The following is a 16,585-nucleotide window of genomic DNA, read 5'->3' on the forward strand; positions in this document are numbered from 1 at the left end:
ATTAAGCATGGCTTGAAGTTTCCTTCTTCACCTTCTTGGCACACTCCGGTCATTTTCTCTGCAAGAAGGATTCCTAATAGCCTAGATCCAGTCAAAATAAGCTTCGTATTTATGCATCAAAGTTGTATTATTTTATCAGGAGCAGTTGCTCCAATTCTATGGGGAGGTGTTTTTCGATGAATAGGCGTTTTCTTTTCGTGCTAATCCTGTCTTTTCTTCTGACTATGTCCGCACTGATCGCCAACACAATCGTTCTGGAGTTCTGGACTCATGAAGATCCGAACAGAACTCCACTTGAAGAACGTTTCATCCGGGAATTTCAGGAGATGTACCCCAATGTAGTTATTAAAAGGGTTACCCAATCTTCGACGAAAATCCAGGAACTCATTCTGACCGCGTTCGCAGCCAACCAGGGCCCAGACATCTTCAATATGTCAGTAGAAGATGAGTTCGCCTATATTGTTAATGGTAGAGTAGCTCCAGTAAATTACGAAGCAGCTGGTTACACAGATAAAGAAGGTCTTTTAGCATCATATCTACCTGGAACTCTCGCTCCAGTAACATATGAGGGCGAGATATACGGGCTGCCTCTCGAAATAACCAACTGGTGTATATTCCTGAACAAGAAAGTCTTCAGAGATGCTGGTCTCGACCCCGAGGTCGACTATCCTAAGACTTGGGAAGAGATGATGGATGTCTCCGAGAAACTAACGATAAGAGAGGGTGAGATTATCACCCGCCGAGGTTTCGACTTCAGATATCCGTATTATCTCGTTGCATTCATGCCTCTGGTTGAACAGATGGGAGGAAAACTTGTAAGCGACGATGGGAAGACTGCAATCATTAACGATGAAGCTTGGCTCAAGTTCCTCGATTATATGGCCGCCTGGGGCCCAAATGGGCGAAATCTCGGGTCGCCCACGTATAAAAACGCAAGAAGTCTTTTCAATATGGACAACAACGACATTGGAATGTGTACATCAGGGCTTTATCAGATAGCTAGAATAAAGGCAGACAATCCTGAGTTCTATGAAAGCGGCGAATTCATGGTTGTCCCCTTCCCACAATTTGAAAACGCTGTGAATCACGTTCCGGCTCACTACTATGGACATTACTACATGGTTAACTCCCAGAAACCTAAGGAGAACCAAGAAATGGCGTGGAAGTTCATATCATACATGCTAAGCCACGCAGAGGAATACCTCGAAAAGGTAGCGATAATAATTCCAACAAACGAACTTCTCGAATCAGAGACTTTCAAGAACTATCCGTACTCAGATGTCTTCATCTCAGACCTTGAAAAGTCAACTGTCGTTTACTTCTCCGAAAGCTCCGCGAAGATCCAGTCGTTGATTAAGGAAGCTGTTGAATCCGTTATGCTAAGCGGGACAAGTTCCCAAAACGCACTCAACACTCTTCGCAGAAAGGTTCAAGAAGTCTTGGACGATCAATACTAGACAATTCGCCCGCCGAAAGGCGAGCATATTAATATCGAAAGGGGTGAGCCTTACCTTTGAGACATATCTTCAATCGGGGTATAGAGCACAAAAAGGCAAGGTGGGGCTGGTTCTTTGTTTTACCATCGCTGGCTTTCTTTGCTGTTTTTTCGTTCTACCCAATCATAAATGCTTTTTATACGAGCCTCTTCAGAAAGAGACTACTTGATCTTCGTCCACCAACATTTATCGGTTTTTCAAATTACGAGTACCTGCTGAAATCCCCAGACTTCTGGAACTCGGTGAAAGCAACATTCATTTTCACTTTAGGCACATTCATTCCCATTGTTGTATTCAGTCTTCTTCTTGCAGTTTTGATAATGTCAAGGCGAAGATTTCAGAAATTCTTCCAAATGGCGTTCTACTCTCCGGCCGTTCTCTCTTCTGTGGTCTCAGCAGCGATCTGGTTGCTGATTTTCGATCCAAGGGGTCTGGCCAACACAACAATGAACACGTTGTTAGGAACCGTGGGGAAAGACTACAAGTGGCTAGCAACTGCAGGTATGGTAAGATTATCCACAATACTTGTCTATTTCTGGAAATATATCGGTTACTTCACAATCATTTATATAACGGGGCTCGCAAGTATTCCGCAGAGTATGCACGAAGCAGCTCAAATAGACGGTGCCAATGGCTGGAAAGACTTCTGGCACATTACTCTCCCCTTGCTGAAACCTACAACTGTTTTAGTGTCGATAATGTCGATGCTGCAATGTCTCAAGACGTTCAGCACGCAGTACCTTTTCACCCAATCAGGAGCCCCTACTGAACCGATCAACGTCATTACATTGAACATTTACAACACAGCAATAAGAGATCACAACATAGGTAGGGCAAGCGCTATGAGCGTTTTGCTATTCGCTATTATGCTATTCTTCACCTGGATTCAGTTTAGGGTAAGCCGATCGGGCGGAGAAGTCGATTATTAGGGGGTGCTGATGAAGACCATTAAGAAGCAATCATTTATCGTCGATGTCTTGATTTGGGCCTTCCTGATTCTAACCGCCATTGTAATCCTTGCACCGATTATATTCATGTTTACCGCATCTCTCATGCCATCGAGAGATATCCTTAAGATGCCTTATCCGTGGATACCCAAAGATCTCTACTGGCAGAATTACTGGCAGGCCTTGAGGGGAAACGATGGGAGTTTCATTTTTCCTAGAAATATTCTTAACTCTTTCATCGTAGCCGGGGTAGTATCGATTTCTACCGTTTTTCTTTCCGCCCTCACAGGATATGGATTGGCGAAGTTCCCTTTCAGGGGTCGAAATCTTGTCTTTCTGCTGATAATGGCCACAATGATGATCCCCTTTGAAGCCATCATGATTCCTCTCTATCTGGTAGCCACATCACTGAAGATTCAAAACTCCTATATAGGACTGATCCTTCCATTTCTAATGAACGCGTTCGGCATCTTTTTGATGAGACAATACCTTATCACGTTTCCAGACGAGATAATTGATGCCGCAAGAATCGACGGTTCCGGTGAATTCAGCATCTTCTTGAGAATAATACTCCCCAACAGCGCGCCGGCTATCGCGACTCTGGCAATTCTAACATTCAGAACCCAGTGGGATAATCTTCTATGGCCGCTATTGATTTCGCAAAGCGAGGAAATGAAGACCATTCCCCTTTACATCGTCAAGTTCGCAACGGAAAAGCACACAAATGAAGGTGCGATGATGGCCGCTGCAGTCATAGCAAGCATTCCAATCCTTGTTCTCTTCCTGGCGCTGTCCAAATATTTCGTCAGTGGTGCTTCACTTCATTCTTCGCGAAAGGGATAACCGAAGAGGTATCTTGGTTCGATTATTCCAAAGAACGAGCCTTTCAGGGAGAACACTTCCTGAAAGGTTTCTTTATCAATGACGGAAACGGAATCATCAAACCGGCACAAAAGAAGCTTTCTGCCCTGCCGCCAGTCAAATATCGGCACTAACTCTCTCAAGGGTCTTTCAACTTCCAGACTCTCCTTCAGGGTGTGGTCGCTCTCGTCATATATTAGAATCCTGCTTCCCAAAGAGTCAACGACGAAGACTTCTCCATCAAGAACTGCAACATCCATAGCGTAACCAACAGGAATCCCTTGTCTTTCTTCCAGACCGAACGTGCCTATCTCGAATATCAGAACGCCTTTATTAGCAGCAGCAACGTAGAATGCTCCTTTGTATACGGCAACCGCATTAATGGTCAATCCACTTTCCAAATCGTTAATATAACGCGGATGAATCTGATCAATCAGCTCAAATCCGCTATCACCTCTTCTCACAACAAACAGTCCATCGAGTTCACTGCCGACCAGAACATAATCATTGCAGTACGACACTGAGTTTGTCCACCCCTTCAACGGGATGGTTTGGACATGCCTATAGAAGAGCGGTCCATAGAATTTGAAGACTTTCAAGCCAAGCGTTCCATCTGCAACGAACACCTCCAGTCTCTCAATATCTACATCTATTGCTTCGCAGTGAAAAGTATCAACTACACTCAACTTCTCTTGCTGATTGGCTGGCAGCACCGCAAATCCTCTATCTCTTAGTACATTGAAGATCAGACCGCCGGCGAAGACTCCTCCACTAGACAAAGAAGGAACTGGAAGAATCCGAACCTTCCATTCGTAGTCGTTTAGTGATACTTCTACAAGCCCGCCGAATCCCATTCCGAAGTAGAAAGTTGTTGAGCAAAGACATGAACTAATAATGATAATTGCCAGTAGAGGAATACTTCTTTTCATAGCACCACCTCCAGTTAAATTCTAGTACGTTTCTGGAGAAAAACACTTTCAATTGCGAACACTAGCATTCACGAGATCACTTCGCCCTCTTGATAATGACGCTTAACCTCAGAGACGATAGGATATATAATTGAAGAGAGGTGATTATATGGGTAAGAAGGAATTTCTGCGAAAGATCATCTCCGAAGGACGAAGCGCCGATCAAATTGCAGATCTTTTCGGAATAACGGTGGACAAACTTGAGAGATACCTGGAAGATCCCTCACAGTCAAGGCTTGCAGTTGCAGAGGCGATAACAGAACTCAGGAGGTTGGAAGCTCTTCCTCTAGAAACAAAAGAAGACATTTTGCTTTTCTCCTTCAAAGTGATTCTGGAGTCTATTAACTTCCTTTTCGCTGATATTGAGAGAGCCGCCTGTGAGAAAACAGAAGAGCGACTGTCTGTCATGATCAGAAAACTCATCGATGGAGCTTACCTTCTTCTTGCGATCTCAAGACTGGAAAAAGCCGGGGAAACTCTTCCCTCCCTCAGGCTGGATCAAAGATTTCTGAGAGCTTGCCAAAATAGAGCGCTTATTGCCGAAAGATTATTGGATCTCGCCGAGCTGATAGACCTGGAGATCGAGCGCTGATTCGGTGTTTTCCGGAAGCTGCAAATCGCCTTCATTAAGTGTAGTATAATCAATTTGGAAGCTACTTTAAGTGAGGGATATATCTTGTCTGATTCTCGACATCGGGAATTCATTACTTTTTTGTCTTCTGAAGACGTTATTGAGAAAGCAAACGAGAGTCTTGAGGGTAAGAGCTGGATACCACTTATTGAGACCTCAAACGCTGCTCTGATATCTCTCAAGACACCAATGGTTGCAACACTTTTCAAGAGATTGTTTGATACTAAGTACGCTTTCATATACAGAAGCATCGAAGGTCAGCTTATCTCAGCATCATCTGAGAGTACAGTTGCCCTCGTTGAGACGCTTGTCCTGGCGGCAACAGAACGTCCGGTTTTCGAGGAGAGCTTCATGAGCTTCCTGGATTTCTTCAAAGAAGCACCTCAGATTTTGGAGAGAATAGTCGTTCATTACGCCAATAGAATTGTGAATCAATCAGACTCATTCGTTACAGGGTTAAGGGATCTCAAAATTCTATACGAGAAGGTACGTAGAAGGGCAGAGCAATTCGGAGTGAACCTTCCCCTAAGCGAGTTTGTTTCAAGTGTATTCGGCCTTGATACAACTCTACTACCGTTGATCGAGTCGGATCTCGTAGATTTTCTCGCGAAATTCCCCCCGACTGAAGAAGGGGTTTTCAGATTCCTCGACAATCAGATCAAACTCGCCGTTGGTGAATACGACGAAAGTAGTGTAGAGATACAATTATCAAGGCTTGAGACAATAATTAGGGAAATTAAACGATACTGTTCAACCTTCATGAAATGGTTGACAGTGCCAGACAATCTCTTCATAGCCTTCTTGGAAAGGGGAATTCGAAAACACGGTACGCTTGCTACATGGTTAGAAGGAATAAAAGAGGCAAGAACCGAATATGGTCTATGCCAAAGCCATTGGGAAGAAGCAAGAAAGTGGTACTTCGAAAAGATAAGTGCGAGGATCTTGCCGTCATTCCAGAAGTCGATGGCTGGTTGGGCTTGCTGGACAATCGTCGAGGAGCGACAGATAAAAGAGCCGCTGGCTCACGCTGGAGAAACAATGAGGTATTCTGCAAGAAGAAGCGAGTTCCGCATAATAAAGGCAGAAGAAAGCGGTGGCGTCTACGTCCTTTGCTCTATTGACGAGCTCACTGTCTCATCGTTGGGACTCATGAAGGGCGGGAGAAACTTTCCATTCAACTCGATAAGAACACAGCTGGAAGAGCTAAAACTCTCGAGAGAAGCTTTTCTCGACAGCAAGGATGCTTTGTTCGTCGGATATACCTGGAAATACCTTCTCCCTGGAGGCGGACCGGATAAGGAAGCGAAGAACAATGAAAGGATCGAGTGCTTCAATTATTATGTTGTCACCGTTTCTGCTACAGGTTTTGGAGTACCCCTAATTAAACTTTTCTTTGCGAAAGAAGAGAGCGCAAGAACATTCATAGAGTTCTTGAGAGAGGCAAGGGTTATGTCTACGTGGAAGGAATACCCACAAAACGGTCTTCCAGCGTCACTAAAAGCGAAGCAGAAGAATCGTTCGGAGTATCAGAGCGAGAGTAACGCCGAAGACAAGGATCAGAAGACGGTAGAGGATCTAATCATAGAAAGGCTTATCGAAGAAGACGCCGAAGAAGAATCTGAGGGACCTGAAGTACCGGAAACAAAGAATAAGCCGATATCCGCAGACTTGCTGGAGAAGATCAATTCTCTCCACTATGAACTTGAATGGTCGGTTAAGCGGATGAACGAAATCGAATGGAACTATTGCTTTCCAGAGCTGGATACGGCTGAATTGGGTCGTGTGAACCTTCCAGAAATGCCCGAAGAGAGAGATGGATTTAAAGAACTGGAAGAAAAGATTGAATCCCTTGCTGGAAAGGCAAGGAAGACCGTCTTCAGGATTCTCTCATCTGAGCCCGAGAGAGAGTTCACTCTTCAGGAGCTGGGATTGACGTTCTGGAGCGTTTTCGTTGTCGCGCCCAAGATAACAAGTGGGGGAAAGCCTCTTATAGAAGTGATTAGCGGCGATGTACCGAAGCTTGTTTGGGGAACGAATTTCGATGAAGAAACGAGGGATTTGCTTAGAGCGAGATTCGCTTCAGAAGAATGATGGAAAGTTGAAAGGAGATATCAGTGGATTACCATCCCATGTTTGAGGCGATAAGAGCCGGAACGGCGGTTCCCGTCGATTATGTTAAGGAAATTGTAACGGGTCGAGAAAGATACACTCAGGAAATTGAAAGCGACATAGATTATGTCCTCACCGGAAAGAGCAAAGTCAGAGTCTTTCTAGGCGAATACGGTCTGGGCAAGACTACCCTCGCAAGATATGCCGAATATGTCTCCAGAGAAAGAGGAATGATGATATCTTGCCTTTCCGAAAAGGACTATGACACCCTTCACAAACAGGATGAGTTCTTCAGGTCTATCATGAAGAATATGTCAATGGTCGGTATCAACGGCAATCCACTTAAGATATTCCTTAGGGCCTGGGCAGAGAAAACACTCGCTGAACTCGAAGAACTGAAAATAGCAAGTGATGATGTTAGTAATGTGAGGGAGTATCTATCTACCCGTGACAATTACGATCCCAATGGAATGTTCTCTCATTTCTGCGCGGCTTATGTTGCGAGCGCTGGGAAAGGAGCTCCCGGCGAAGAGTTTTACGCCTACCTGGTAGGAGACAACGTCGACAGAAGAACCATGAAGAAGCACGGAATATACCACTTTTTGCAAGACGACGGCTGGAACTTCTTGAGGTCTTTCACATCGCTAATGGACACTTTGCAGGTTCCAGGACTAGTTGTGATCATGGACGAGCTTGAAGCAACTATGAACAGAAGGAGAGACGTAAGGGATAGGACTTTCAACCAGTTAAGGGAAATAATCGACAAGATGTCTTCTGGTTTTCTTCAAAAGAGTTATTTTCTTTGGTTAGGAACGGACGCATGGTTTGAGAACAAACATAGAGGCATAGCCTCTTATCATGCACTCTATGACAGAATGAAAAACATATCAGGTGACAGCAGCGGAAAGACAGTTATCCTTAACCTTGATCCCTTAAGTAAAGAGGACTTAAGAAAACTGATCAGAAGAATAAAATCGCTCTACTCAAGTTGCTACTCATATGCTGCAGACTCCTCTTTCGAAGAGAAGACTCTTGAGACTCTAATGAAACAATACACTGGAATTGACGGAAAGCTCAGACCGTCTGTTAGGGAAGTCACCAAGCTTACTGTCGAACTTCTAGACTCTTCAAGACTAGGGAATGAGACAGACACGATCGGGAATACCGACTCTGTAAAGGCTGCTGATAACTTGTGGTAGTCGATCCAAGACTTAATCAGAGACTAATCGACTTGTTCTCATACAGATATCGCTGGCAAAGCTTGAGGGAGATCCAGAACAGAACAATTCCTCCTATTCTTGATGGGAAGAATCTGTTACTGATAGCCGGAACTGCATCAGGAAAAACAGAAGCCGTAATGATACCGGTGGTCAACAGACTTCTCGAAATCTCTGCGGGACTGAAATGCATCTACTTAGCTCCTCTAAAATCATTAATCAACGACGTTTCATCTCGTCTTGAGCTGATGTTGAGACCTTTCGGGCTAACTGTCGGGAAATGGCATGGAGACCTCACACAGTCGGAGAAGCTCACCGTGGCAAAGGAAGCTTCAGTTCTTGTAACAACTCCTGAGTCAGTTGAGGGAATCTTCTTGAGTGACAACAGAGAACTGCTTTCTTGTCTCGAGTTTATAATCATTGACGAGGTCCATGCCTTCATTGACTCTCCAAGAGGAGCTCAACTCGCCTCTCTGATGGAGAGAATCAAGATACTCTCCGGCATTGATCAACAGAGAATCGCGATGTCGGCAACGGTTGGGAACCCAGAACTGCTGCTAGAATGGCTAAACGGAAGTTCAGACAGAGAATCGGAATTGGTGGTAGATGAGAAGAGAAACAAAAGAACAATCGAGGTTCTTACCGAGAAAGAAATCTCTCCCGCTAAATATCTTGAAAAGCTTCTTACGGAAACTAACGATAAAGTACTCGTCTTTTCTTACTCAAGGTCTAAGGCAGAGGAGTTTGCAGCACAAGCGAGATCGATAGATATAGACACCCCGGTCCACCACAGCTCTGTGTCCAAGTCTTTGCGAGTAGAAATCGAAGAGGAATTTAAGAAGGACAGAAAGCTGAGGGCCATAGTCGCAACCTCAACTCTGGAAATGGGTATCGATATTGGTGATATTGATAGAGTGATCTTCCTGGAGATCCCACCATCAACTGCTTCGTTCCTTCAGAGAGCCGGACGGGCAGGAAGGAAAGGAAACAAGTCATCGGTTTCGGTCTTCATAGAAGATCCGCAAAGTCTTTATAATCTTCTTGGAATATCGCAGATGCTGGCCGTAGATTCGGTCGAACCTCTTAAGCCTAGCGATTATCACTTACCGTTGTTGGGTCACCAGTTGATCGGTCTTACACTAAACAGAGGTTCGCTTTACCATGATGATCTCTCAATACTTAAGAGAGCCTTCCCTTTCAGAAAAGTCGAGACTGAAGACTTCAATATTCTTTTGAAGCACCTGATCGACGAGGCTTTTCTTGCAAAGACTGGCAGATCGGTAACACAAGGTGCCTCAACAGCAGAAATTGTCGGCAGCGGGAAGGAAAAGATGGATTTCGTAGTTCTCTTCCCGGGAGGGTTTGAGTACTCTGTGATATTCAACGGACATGAGATCGGGAAAATTCACCCGGCCGTCCTGAGCAGTTCTTCTGATGATGAAATGAGTTTTCTGCTCGGCGGTCGTTCATATTTGGTCAAGGAAGTCAACTCAAACAGGAAGACCGTTCATGTAGTTAAGGGTAGCAGTGGCAAACCGCCCTCGTGGTTTGGGGGAAGCTCCTTGATGACGAAGGAGTTCGCAAGAGCTATAAGGTCTTCTCTCCTTGAAATGAGAATTCCAGATGGAATGCTTCTTTCTCCGGGCGCTTCGCAAATACTGCTTGACTTCGTTGACAATCACAGAGCTTCGCCAAATCTGATTTCCCTTCGAGAATCCAATAAAAGAGTGATCATTGAGACGTTTGCGGGCGATTTGTCCAACATCTTTCTATCCCTGTGTATAAAGGCAGTTTCTGGCCTCAAATCGGTAAGTGCGAACTGGCACAGTGTTGTGATAAAAAGAGGTGTCGACATTGATGAGCTGCATGAGATGCTTCTCGCTATCTCAAGATTGGAAGTTCGTGAAGTCTCGGGGATTCTCTCTACCTTTCTCCTGGCCAATCCTTCGGAGCTGAAGAGACAATACGAGCTCTTCGGCGAAAAACTTGAAAGATACGTTCCAAAGGAGCTTCTAGTGAAATACGTAATTCACAGGCTATTTGACTCTTTGCTTCTGAGTGAGCTAGCAGGAGCCGTCATAGAGTGATCCAGTAACCCTGGTCCGTTCTTTTCTGTATTCGTTTGATATAGGGGCCACAGCCCCCAAGAAGTAGTTATCAGTCTTCCTCAAAACCCTCTTCCATCTCTACCACAGAATCATTCAATCTCTCAAGATCACCCTTTAGATCGAGAATCGAGGCTTGAAGCTCGGGAAGGCGAGCGACGATTTCGTCAAGACCGTCGATCCAATCCTCAATGCTTGATCTCAACTCTGTCACTTCGTCCTGCTCCATGTCAGGCAACGCTTCATGGAGTTCTTGAACATCTGCATTCTCAAGCTCATCGAAAAGCTCCTCAACTAGATCAAGGATTTTCTCTATGTTTTGCACCTTTGCCACTCCTTTCGGCTTCAGCTTCTATACTGACAGATGTTATCACAAGTCCAACGTTTTTTGTACAGTGAGAAGCTCCAATTTCCAATTTCGATATTCTTCTTGAACAAAGTCGAAATGGAAGCGCCGATTTGATTATTCGGGTAGTCATTTGAGATGAAGAAGAGTGTAGGACACTCAAGCGTCTCAAGACTCATAGGCAATGAAAAGAAGCGGCCGCAAGGGCCGCTTCCGATACCCAATCAATTATCTCTCGGGGAATCCGTAACCGATAGCTTCGTTCCACCAGTCGGGATACGGTGAAGATCTGAAGTTGACATATCCGAGAGCGTAGTTACCCAGAAGTCTGTCACCAAGAAGCTTCCATTCTTCAAACCATGCAACCGCATTCATGTAAGCGTAGTTTGAAACGAAATCGATCGCTGCTTCAGGATCTGAATCGTACATCTCAGTTGCTAGCTCCAGCACTTTCGGAGTGACCTTGTAAACGACTTCCAGTTTAGGATCTCTGTAGTTCCTGATATCCTGGATCGCAAGGTTATAGTGAAGCTCTGCCATTTGCTGTACGTAGGAGCTAACCCACCAACCGGAATCTCTTCTGAACTCTTCATATCTGCTTCCAGTTTCGTAGAACTTCGGAAGTTCCCTCATGATTGGCCACAGAGGAACGATGTAAGCTGTGTCCGGTGCACCGTAGCCATACCAAGCAATTCCCTTGAACGGGTCTGCATAGGCGGAGTTTGTCTGCCCGATATGGACGTAGCAAGTCCTGTGCATGTTGATGCTTCGTTCCCAGGTTCCAGTTCTACTTGTGTTTGCGTATCTGAGAGGATCGCCCCAAGGTCCGGCAGCAAGTCCTACCGTAAGATCGTAATCCGTTCCCTGATAGTAATCGCCCTTAATCACAAATATGTCGTGAACCGTAAGCAGTCTGTCAGGCTTCACTGAAAGAGGGAACCTTACGTCGTGAGGGCTAAGACCCAGAGACGGGGCTACCAGATCGAATGCTCTCCACTCTCTTCTAGTTGCATAAAGGTTGTCGTTCGGAGCGTAGATCTCTGCTATGTTGAAGGGCTTACCTGAACTGGGATCGTACCAGCCCTGGTCAACTGCAAAAGAAACGATATTCGGGGAGGCCATCACGTTCTCTGTATCTTCGAAATCGACTTCCATGATCCTTGCTCTGTTTGCAGCAACTGTGAAGTGATCACTAGGGATTCTTACGCCAACCCAGAGGTCTCTTCCATAGAATTCGACGATCCAGCATTCTTCGCCGTCAGCAACGGTCATTGTCTCTCCACCGCCGCCAACAGTACTCCATCCGTACTGCTCAACGAGATCTCCCATTATTCTAACTGCTTCTCTTGCTGTGGAAGCTCTCTCAAGAGCGATATCCTGAGCAGTCCAGCAATCAATAATTCCCATGCTGTCTGTCCAGAGAACCTTTCTTACTTCCTTGCCGTAATCGGTGCTTGTGTCGATACTAAATGTGGACTCACTAACGGCAACTCCTTTCTCATTCATGAAGGAGTATCTGGAATGGAAATACTGGTATGTGTGGGGGACCTGTGGGATCTGACCGATAAGTGTTCCCCTTGTTCCAATATTCACTTCGGGATAGTTACCGTAATCGATGTAGTTGTGGGAATCGAGAACGATGTCTCTCATGGAACCTTCCGGCCAATCCATCGCCGGAATGATCCAAAGACGGAAATCCGCACTTGTGGAGTCATCATTGTGCGTAATTATGGTGGTTCCATCAACCATTGCATCTTTGCCAACACCAAGTATCGTACATGCCATTGCCGCACTTCCAAAGCCGATCAGTGCAACAATCAGGATCATAAATGCCTTCTTCATAAAACAACATCACCCCATCTAATAAGTATAAGTGTTTCGGTACTCCGAACTATTGCTAGCTGAATTTCTTCAGCGCAATTCCCACCTCCTCGCCAAGAAAGCGCATAGCCGGTTGAAACTTCCGGCTATGCGACACAATTAGGATTATCTTAGTGCTTCAAGGGCGTCTTTCCATTCCTGAGGATAATTCGTACCACCGAAATTAATTCTGTCAGCAGTGTATTTTCCTAGGAGCGTATCACCAAGCTTCAACCAATCGGTCTGCCAGGCAACGGCGGTGTTGTATGCATAATCGCTAATTATCGCAATTGCTGCCTCACGATCGGTTTCATACACCGAGGCCGCAAACTCCTGAATCTTAGGCACAGTTTCGTAGATTGCGTGCATTTTCGGATCTCTAAACTCTCTGAGATCTACGATAGCATCCTTGAATCGTAGTCTTGTCATCTCTTGCACGTAAGTACTTGTCCACCAACCAGAGTCTCTTCTGAATATCTCGTATCTGCTTCCGTTTTGATAGAATTCCGGAAGCCTTTCCATAGACGGCCAGAGAGGTGTGTGATACTGAGTTCCCCCTGCACCGTAACCGAACCATACCAACGATCGAATTTCGGGGGGGAGCCAGCTCTTGATCTGACTGATCTGAATATAGCAGCTCAGCGGTATACCTATCGCTCTTTGCCTTCCGCCAGTAACATAGCTTGCAAATGGATCGCCGAAGGGGCCTGCTCCGACTCCTTTCGTAAGGTCGAATTCCGTTCCTTCGTACCAGTCGCCAGATATTGTGAAGATGTCAAAAACGGTAAGCTTTCTGTCAGGCTTGACCCACAGTGGATAGTGTACCTGACCATATTCCAGCTCCAGTGAAGGAGCAAACCAGCTCAGTGCTCTCCACTCTCTAATATTCATACTCGTTCGCGGCGCATAGATGTCAGCAGGCCTGAAGGGCTCTCCTGAATCAGGATCATACCAACCTTGCTCAACTGCATAAGAGATGATATTCGGAGAATGCATAACGTTCTCGGTATCTTCGAAATCGACGTCACGGATTCTCATCGTATTTGCGCCAACATATACACAGTCATCGGGAAGCCTTAAGGCTATCCACAAATCTCGACCATAGAACTCGCAGATCCAGACTTCCTCTCCGTCTGTTACATTGATGATCTCGCCCGAACCATACCAGCCATACTCCTCGACAAGATCTCCCATTATTCGTACGGCCTCTCTTGCAGTCGTTGCTCTTTCGAGCGCGATATCCTGTGCCGTCCAGCAGTCGATCATACCTAGGGCATCTCTCAACTCTCTCCTACCACCTGCGGTGGATTCTCCCATTGCCACTCCCATTTCGTTAATGAATGAATATCTGGAATGGAAGTACGCGTAGGTGTGCTCCACTTGGGGGATCTGGCCAACAAGAACCCCCCTGTCGCCGACTTCAACGTCAGGATAATTGCCGTAATCGATATAGTTGTGTGAGTTGATTACGATATCTCTCATAGAACCTTCCGGCCAGTCCATCGCCGGAATTATCCACAGACGGAAGTCTGCTGAAGAAGAGTCATCGTTGTGTGTGATAACAGTAGAACCGTCAGCCATCGCATCTTTGCCCACCCCTATAATCGTGCAGGCGAATGTTAATCCACTTAGTACGATTATCGCTGCCAGGGCCAGAATCTTTCTTGCTTTGATGCTCATAAATACCCCCTTGGAATTTACGGAACCGTTGAAGGCACCGTGGTTTGAGAATCTCAGTTTTCAAAGACTCTCGATTTATCGGCTTTTGATGGATCATGTAGATAGTATCCCGTACCGTTTTCCATGATTTCAGCGTATCCGGGGAACGAAACGCTCATTGCCTTTTCCGGGAAGAATTGATTCATCCAGTTAATCGCTTCAAGAGTTCCGGAAAGATGTCTTCCAACTCTGTAGTCTAGAGGTGCGCCGATGATTGTATTTCCCAGTGCATCCTGGAACCCTTCTTTGATATCGTAGTCGCAGTAAAGAAGACCCTTCTCCGCTGCAGTCTGAAGGAACTCATCGATACCTTCAACCATGAGGTCTTCTGTCATCTTTCCAACCACTCTGTCGATAAAGGGCTCAGGTGTCTCCATTAGCAGAGCAAGAGTGTCGCTGAAATCTCCAACTTCTCTGTGAGTCAAGCCCCTAAGGTTCTTCGGTGAGGCTTCAATCTTCATCGGGAACTGCGTTGCACTCAGCATCATTGCCGCCATCATTCCGATGTCCATTGCGTCATCATGTGCAACGTATGTACTCACTACTGGATACATCAGGGATGCTTCGTGGTAATCAAAGAAGATATCGATTTCTTCATTTCTTAAGAGCTCCATTATTGCAAACGAGATTCTTTCTGTCAGCGTTCCGTCAGGTCTACCAGGGAAAGTTCTGTTCAGATTTCTAATGTCCTGGTAAGCGAGGTTCTGACCGGATGGATAATGAACGTAGGTGAATGGATCGGGCCATTGATCGAGCGGGTTGGTTCCTCTATCCCCTATCCTATACTTCTGCTCACCCCACGGCGTCTCAACCGAGAAGTACTTGGGGTAAGCATTGCCGAGCATTCCAAGTGTCGACGCACTCATGTTTGCATGCGGGATGATATAGACTTTTCCGCTTTCGACCTTTATGTTCTCCATAACTACGTAAGCAGCAACAGTCGTGATTGGTTCGTAAGGGTGAGTCCCACCCAATATGAGCATCGAACCTCCAGGAACGCCGGAATCATAGATGTAGATTGGAGTATCGCCCCAGGTTCCCTTAAGACTTGGAAGGTATTCGCTCAGCATGATTCGTTCCGTGAAGTCCTCCGAGACAACAACCGTCTCTTTGTAGTGTCTCAGTTCCCAGAACTCAATCGCGCCGAGAACACCCAATATGCCTGAGAGGGCAAGGAAGAGGATTTTAAGGCTAATAGAATTCTTCATATCACTCACCCCTCACTTGATACCAATTATTCTGAGAATAAAGGTCATTATCACATACGAATAAACAATATCGTAAACCCAGCCCTTCCGTCTCTCCCTTTTGAAGAGGTTTCGAAGAAGAAGAAAGGCAAAAACGCCGGTCATTATGAAGTATAAGTAATGTATCACTGTGTCAAGAAAAACAAGCATCATCTCACCCCCATCAATAAACAACAAGGAAGCTTAGCTGGTTTGGGAAGATTAGCATCAGCAATCCAACTGCGCCCATAAACAGCCAGGGAACGGCAATTGCCTTCAAGAAAGACATGTAGCTCCCTTCGTATCCCACCGTTTCAACAGTAAGCCTTCCAACGATTCTGGAAGGAGGCAGGCAATCACCAAGTGGGAATAGAAAGCTGAGGGCTGCAGCGGTAACGGTTACATTTAGACCCATAGAGTTAAAAAGGAATATTATTGGTGTACCAAGAATAATCGCACTTCCATAGCTGAGAGCTCCTTGAGAAAAGGGAGCAAAGATAAGCGCAGTAACATAAATGAATGCCATTGGAAGCGTGATGAAAGTTATTGCAAGAAGACCTTTTACACCCGTTGCAGCCATAATGTTAACAAGAACGCCGACACTTATCACGGTGGCAAGAAGCGGGAAGACCTGATCTACAGTCTTCACCATAACTCCGTACCATCTCTTAACCTTCCAGCGGTCCCGATCCATCATCACAGAAACAAAGGCACAAATCATGAAAGTGAGGGGAAGTCCAATGACAGGTATGCGGAACGCAGCATACTGCATCAGAAGAATTATTACGATCAACGCAACGAAAGGAAACAAAATCTTTCCCCAGTTCATTCCTTCAGGTGGTTCTGGAAGCTCCGATAGAATCGCTTCTTTTGATTTCCTAGAAGGTGTTTTGCTCAGCCCCGTATAAACGATCGTGAAGAGAGCAATTACCACAATCGGCACCAGCAAAACAACATTGAAGCCGACATATGGCATGTTTGCCTGAGCTGCCATCAACATCGCCCACAAATTGATTGGCGGAGCGACTGCTGCAAGCATAGCAAACAGATAAATGAAGGCAGCAACTCTCTTTTTGGAAAAACCCATGTAGTTCATGACA

General features: G+C 45.6%; 14 protein-coding genes. 7 read left to right on the forward strand and 7 right to left on the reverse strand.

Features of this window, described 5'->3' with window-relative positions:
• Nucleotides 1-176 precede the first annotated feature (176 nt).
• Genes B3N33_RS07455 through B3N33_RS07465 form a run of 3 tightly spaced genes read left to right on the forward strand, consistent with a single transcriptional unit; the run spans nt 177 to nt 3,286 of the window.
• Nucleotides 177-1,457 (forward strand): extracellular solute-binding protein, encoded by a 1,281-nt coding sequence (locus tag B3N33_RS07455; protein WP_214078391.1) that lies wholly within the window; start codon nt 177-179, stop codon nt 1,455-1,457.
• Between the two features lie 56 nt (nt 1,458-1,513).
• Nucleotides 1,514-2,425, forward strand: coding sequence for a carbohydrate ABC transporter permease (locus tag B3N33_RS07460; protein ID WP_099830206.1), 912 nt, complete (start codon nt 1,514-1,516; stop codon nt 2,423-2,425).
• 9 nt (nt 2,426-2,434) lie between these two features.
• On the forward strand, nt 2,435-3,286 hold the full coding sequence (locus B3N33_RS07465) for a carbohydrate ABC transporter permease (RefSeq protein WP_214061163.1): 852 nt from the start codon (nt 2,435-2,437) through the stop codon (nt 3,284-3,286).
• Here B3N33_RS07465 and B3N33_RS07470 read toward each other — a convergent pair.
• A complete protein-coding gene (locus B3N33_RS07470; RefSeq protein WP_292590139.1) occupies nt 3,265-4,233 on the reverse strand; it encodes a hypothetical protein in 969 nt (322 codons plus the stop codon). The two genes, B3N33_RS07465 and B3N33_RS07470, sit on opposite strands and share 22 nt — an antisense overlap.
• A 148-nt stretch (nt 4,234-4,381) precedes the next feature.
• On the opposite strand from B3N33_RS07470, the gene B3N33_RS07475 reads away from it, so the two are divergent.
• The 4 genes from B3N33_RS07475 to B3N33_RS07490 all read left to right on the forward strand — a co-directional run bounded on the left by B3N33_RS07475 (nt 4,382) and on the right by B3N33_RS07490 (nt 10,316).
• Nucleotides 4,382-4,864, forward strand: a complete 483-nt coding sequence (locus B3N33_RS07475; protein WP_214061165.1) for a hypothetical protein — start codon at nt 4,382-4,384, stop codon at nt 4,862-4,864.
• Between the two features lie 84 nt (nt 4,865-4,948).
• Entirely contained in the window at nt 4,949-6,994 is a 2,046-nt protein-coding gene (locus B3N33_RS07480) for a hypothetical protein (protein WP_292592786.1), read from the forward strand.
• A gap of 23 nt (nt 6,995-7,017) precedes the next feature.
• Nucleotides 7,018-8,211, forward strand: a complete 1,194-nt coding sequence (locus tag B3N33_RS07485; protein WP_292590141.1) for a BREX system ATP-binding domain-containing protein — start codon at nt 7,018-7,020, stop codon at nt 8,209-8,211.
• A complete protein-coding gene (locus B3N33_RS07490; protein ID WP_292592787.1) occupies nt 8,205-10,316 on the forward strand; it encodes a DEAD/DEAH box helicase in 2,112 nt (703 codons plus the stop codon). The genes B3N33_RS07485 and B3N33_RS07490 overlap by 7 nt, the downstream gene beginning before the upstream one ends.
• Before the next feature lie 70 nt (nt 10,317-10,386).
• Here the strand turns inward: B3N33_RS07490 and B3N33_RS07495 are convergent, their stop codons facing one another.
• The 6 genes from B3N33_RS07495 to B3N33_RS07520 all read right to left on the reverse strand — a co-directional run.
• Entirely contained in the window at nt 10,387-10,659 is a 273-nt protein-coding gene (locus B3N33_RS07495) for a hypothetical protein (protein ID WP_099830199.1), read from the reverse strand.
• A 249-nt stretch (nt 10,660-10,908) separates the two neighbouring features.
• Nucleotides 10,909-12,522: a dipeptidase gene (locus B3N33_RS07500; protein ID WP_292592789.1), complete on the reverse strand. Its 1,614-nt coding sequence runs from the start codon at nt 12,520-12,522 to the stop codon at nt 10,909-10,911.
• 144 nt (nt 12,523-12,666) lie between these two features.
• Nucleotides 12,667-14,220, reverse strand: coding sequence for a dipeptidase (locus B3N33_RS07505; RefSeq protein ID WP_214078398.1), 1,554 nt, complete (start codon nt 14,218-14,220; stop codon nt 12,667-12,669).
• A gap of 53 nt (nt 14,221-14,273) precedes the next feature.
• On the reverse strand, nt 14,274-15,467 hold the full coding sequence (locus tag B3N33_RS07510; protein WP_214061253.1) for a deacylase: 1,194 nt from the start codon (nt 15,465-15,467) through the stop codon (nt 14,274-14,276).
• Between the two features lie 12 nt (nt 15,468-15,479).
• Nucleotides 15,480-15,656 carry a hypothetical protein gene (locus B3N33_RS07515; protein ID WP_214061254.1) on the reverse strand — a complete coding sequence of 59 codons (177 nt, stop codon included), beginning with the start codon at nt 15,654-15,656 and terminating at the stop codon, nt 15,480-15,482.
• A gap of 13 nt (nt 15,657-15,669) precedes the next feature.
• A partial coding sequence (locus tag B3N33_RS07520) for a citrate transporter (protein ID WP_292592790.1) occupies nt 15,670-16,585 on the reverse strand: 916 nt, incomplete at its 5' end.

The sequence above is a fragment of the Mesotoga sp. UBA5825 genome, assembly GCF_002432955.1.
Classification (GTDB): Bacteria; Thermotogota; Thermotogae; order Petrotogales; family Kosmotogaceae; genus Mesotoga.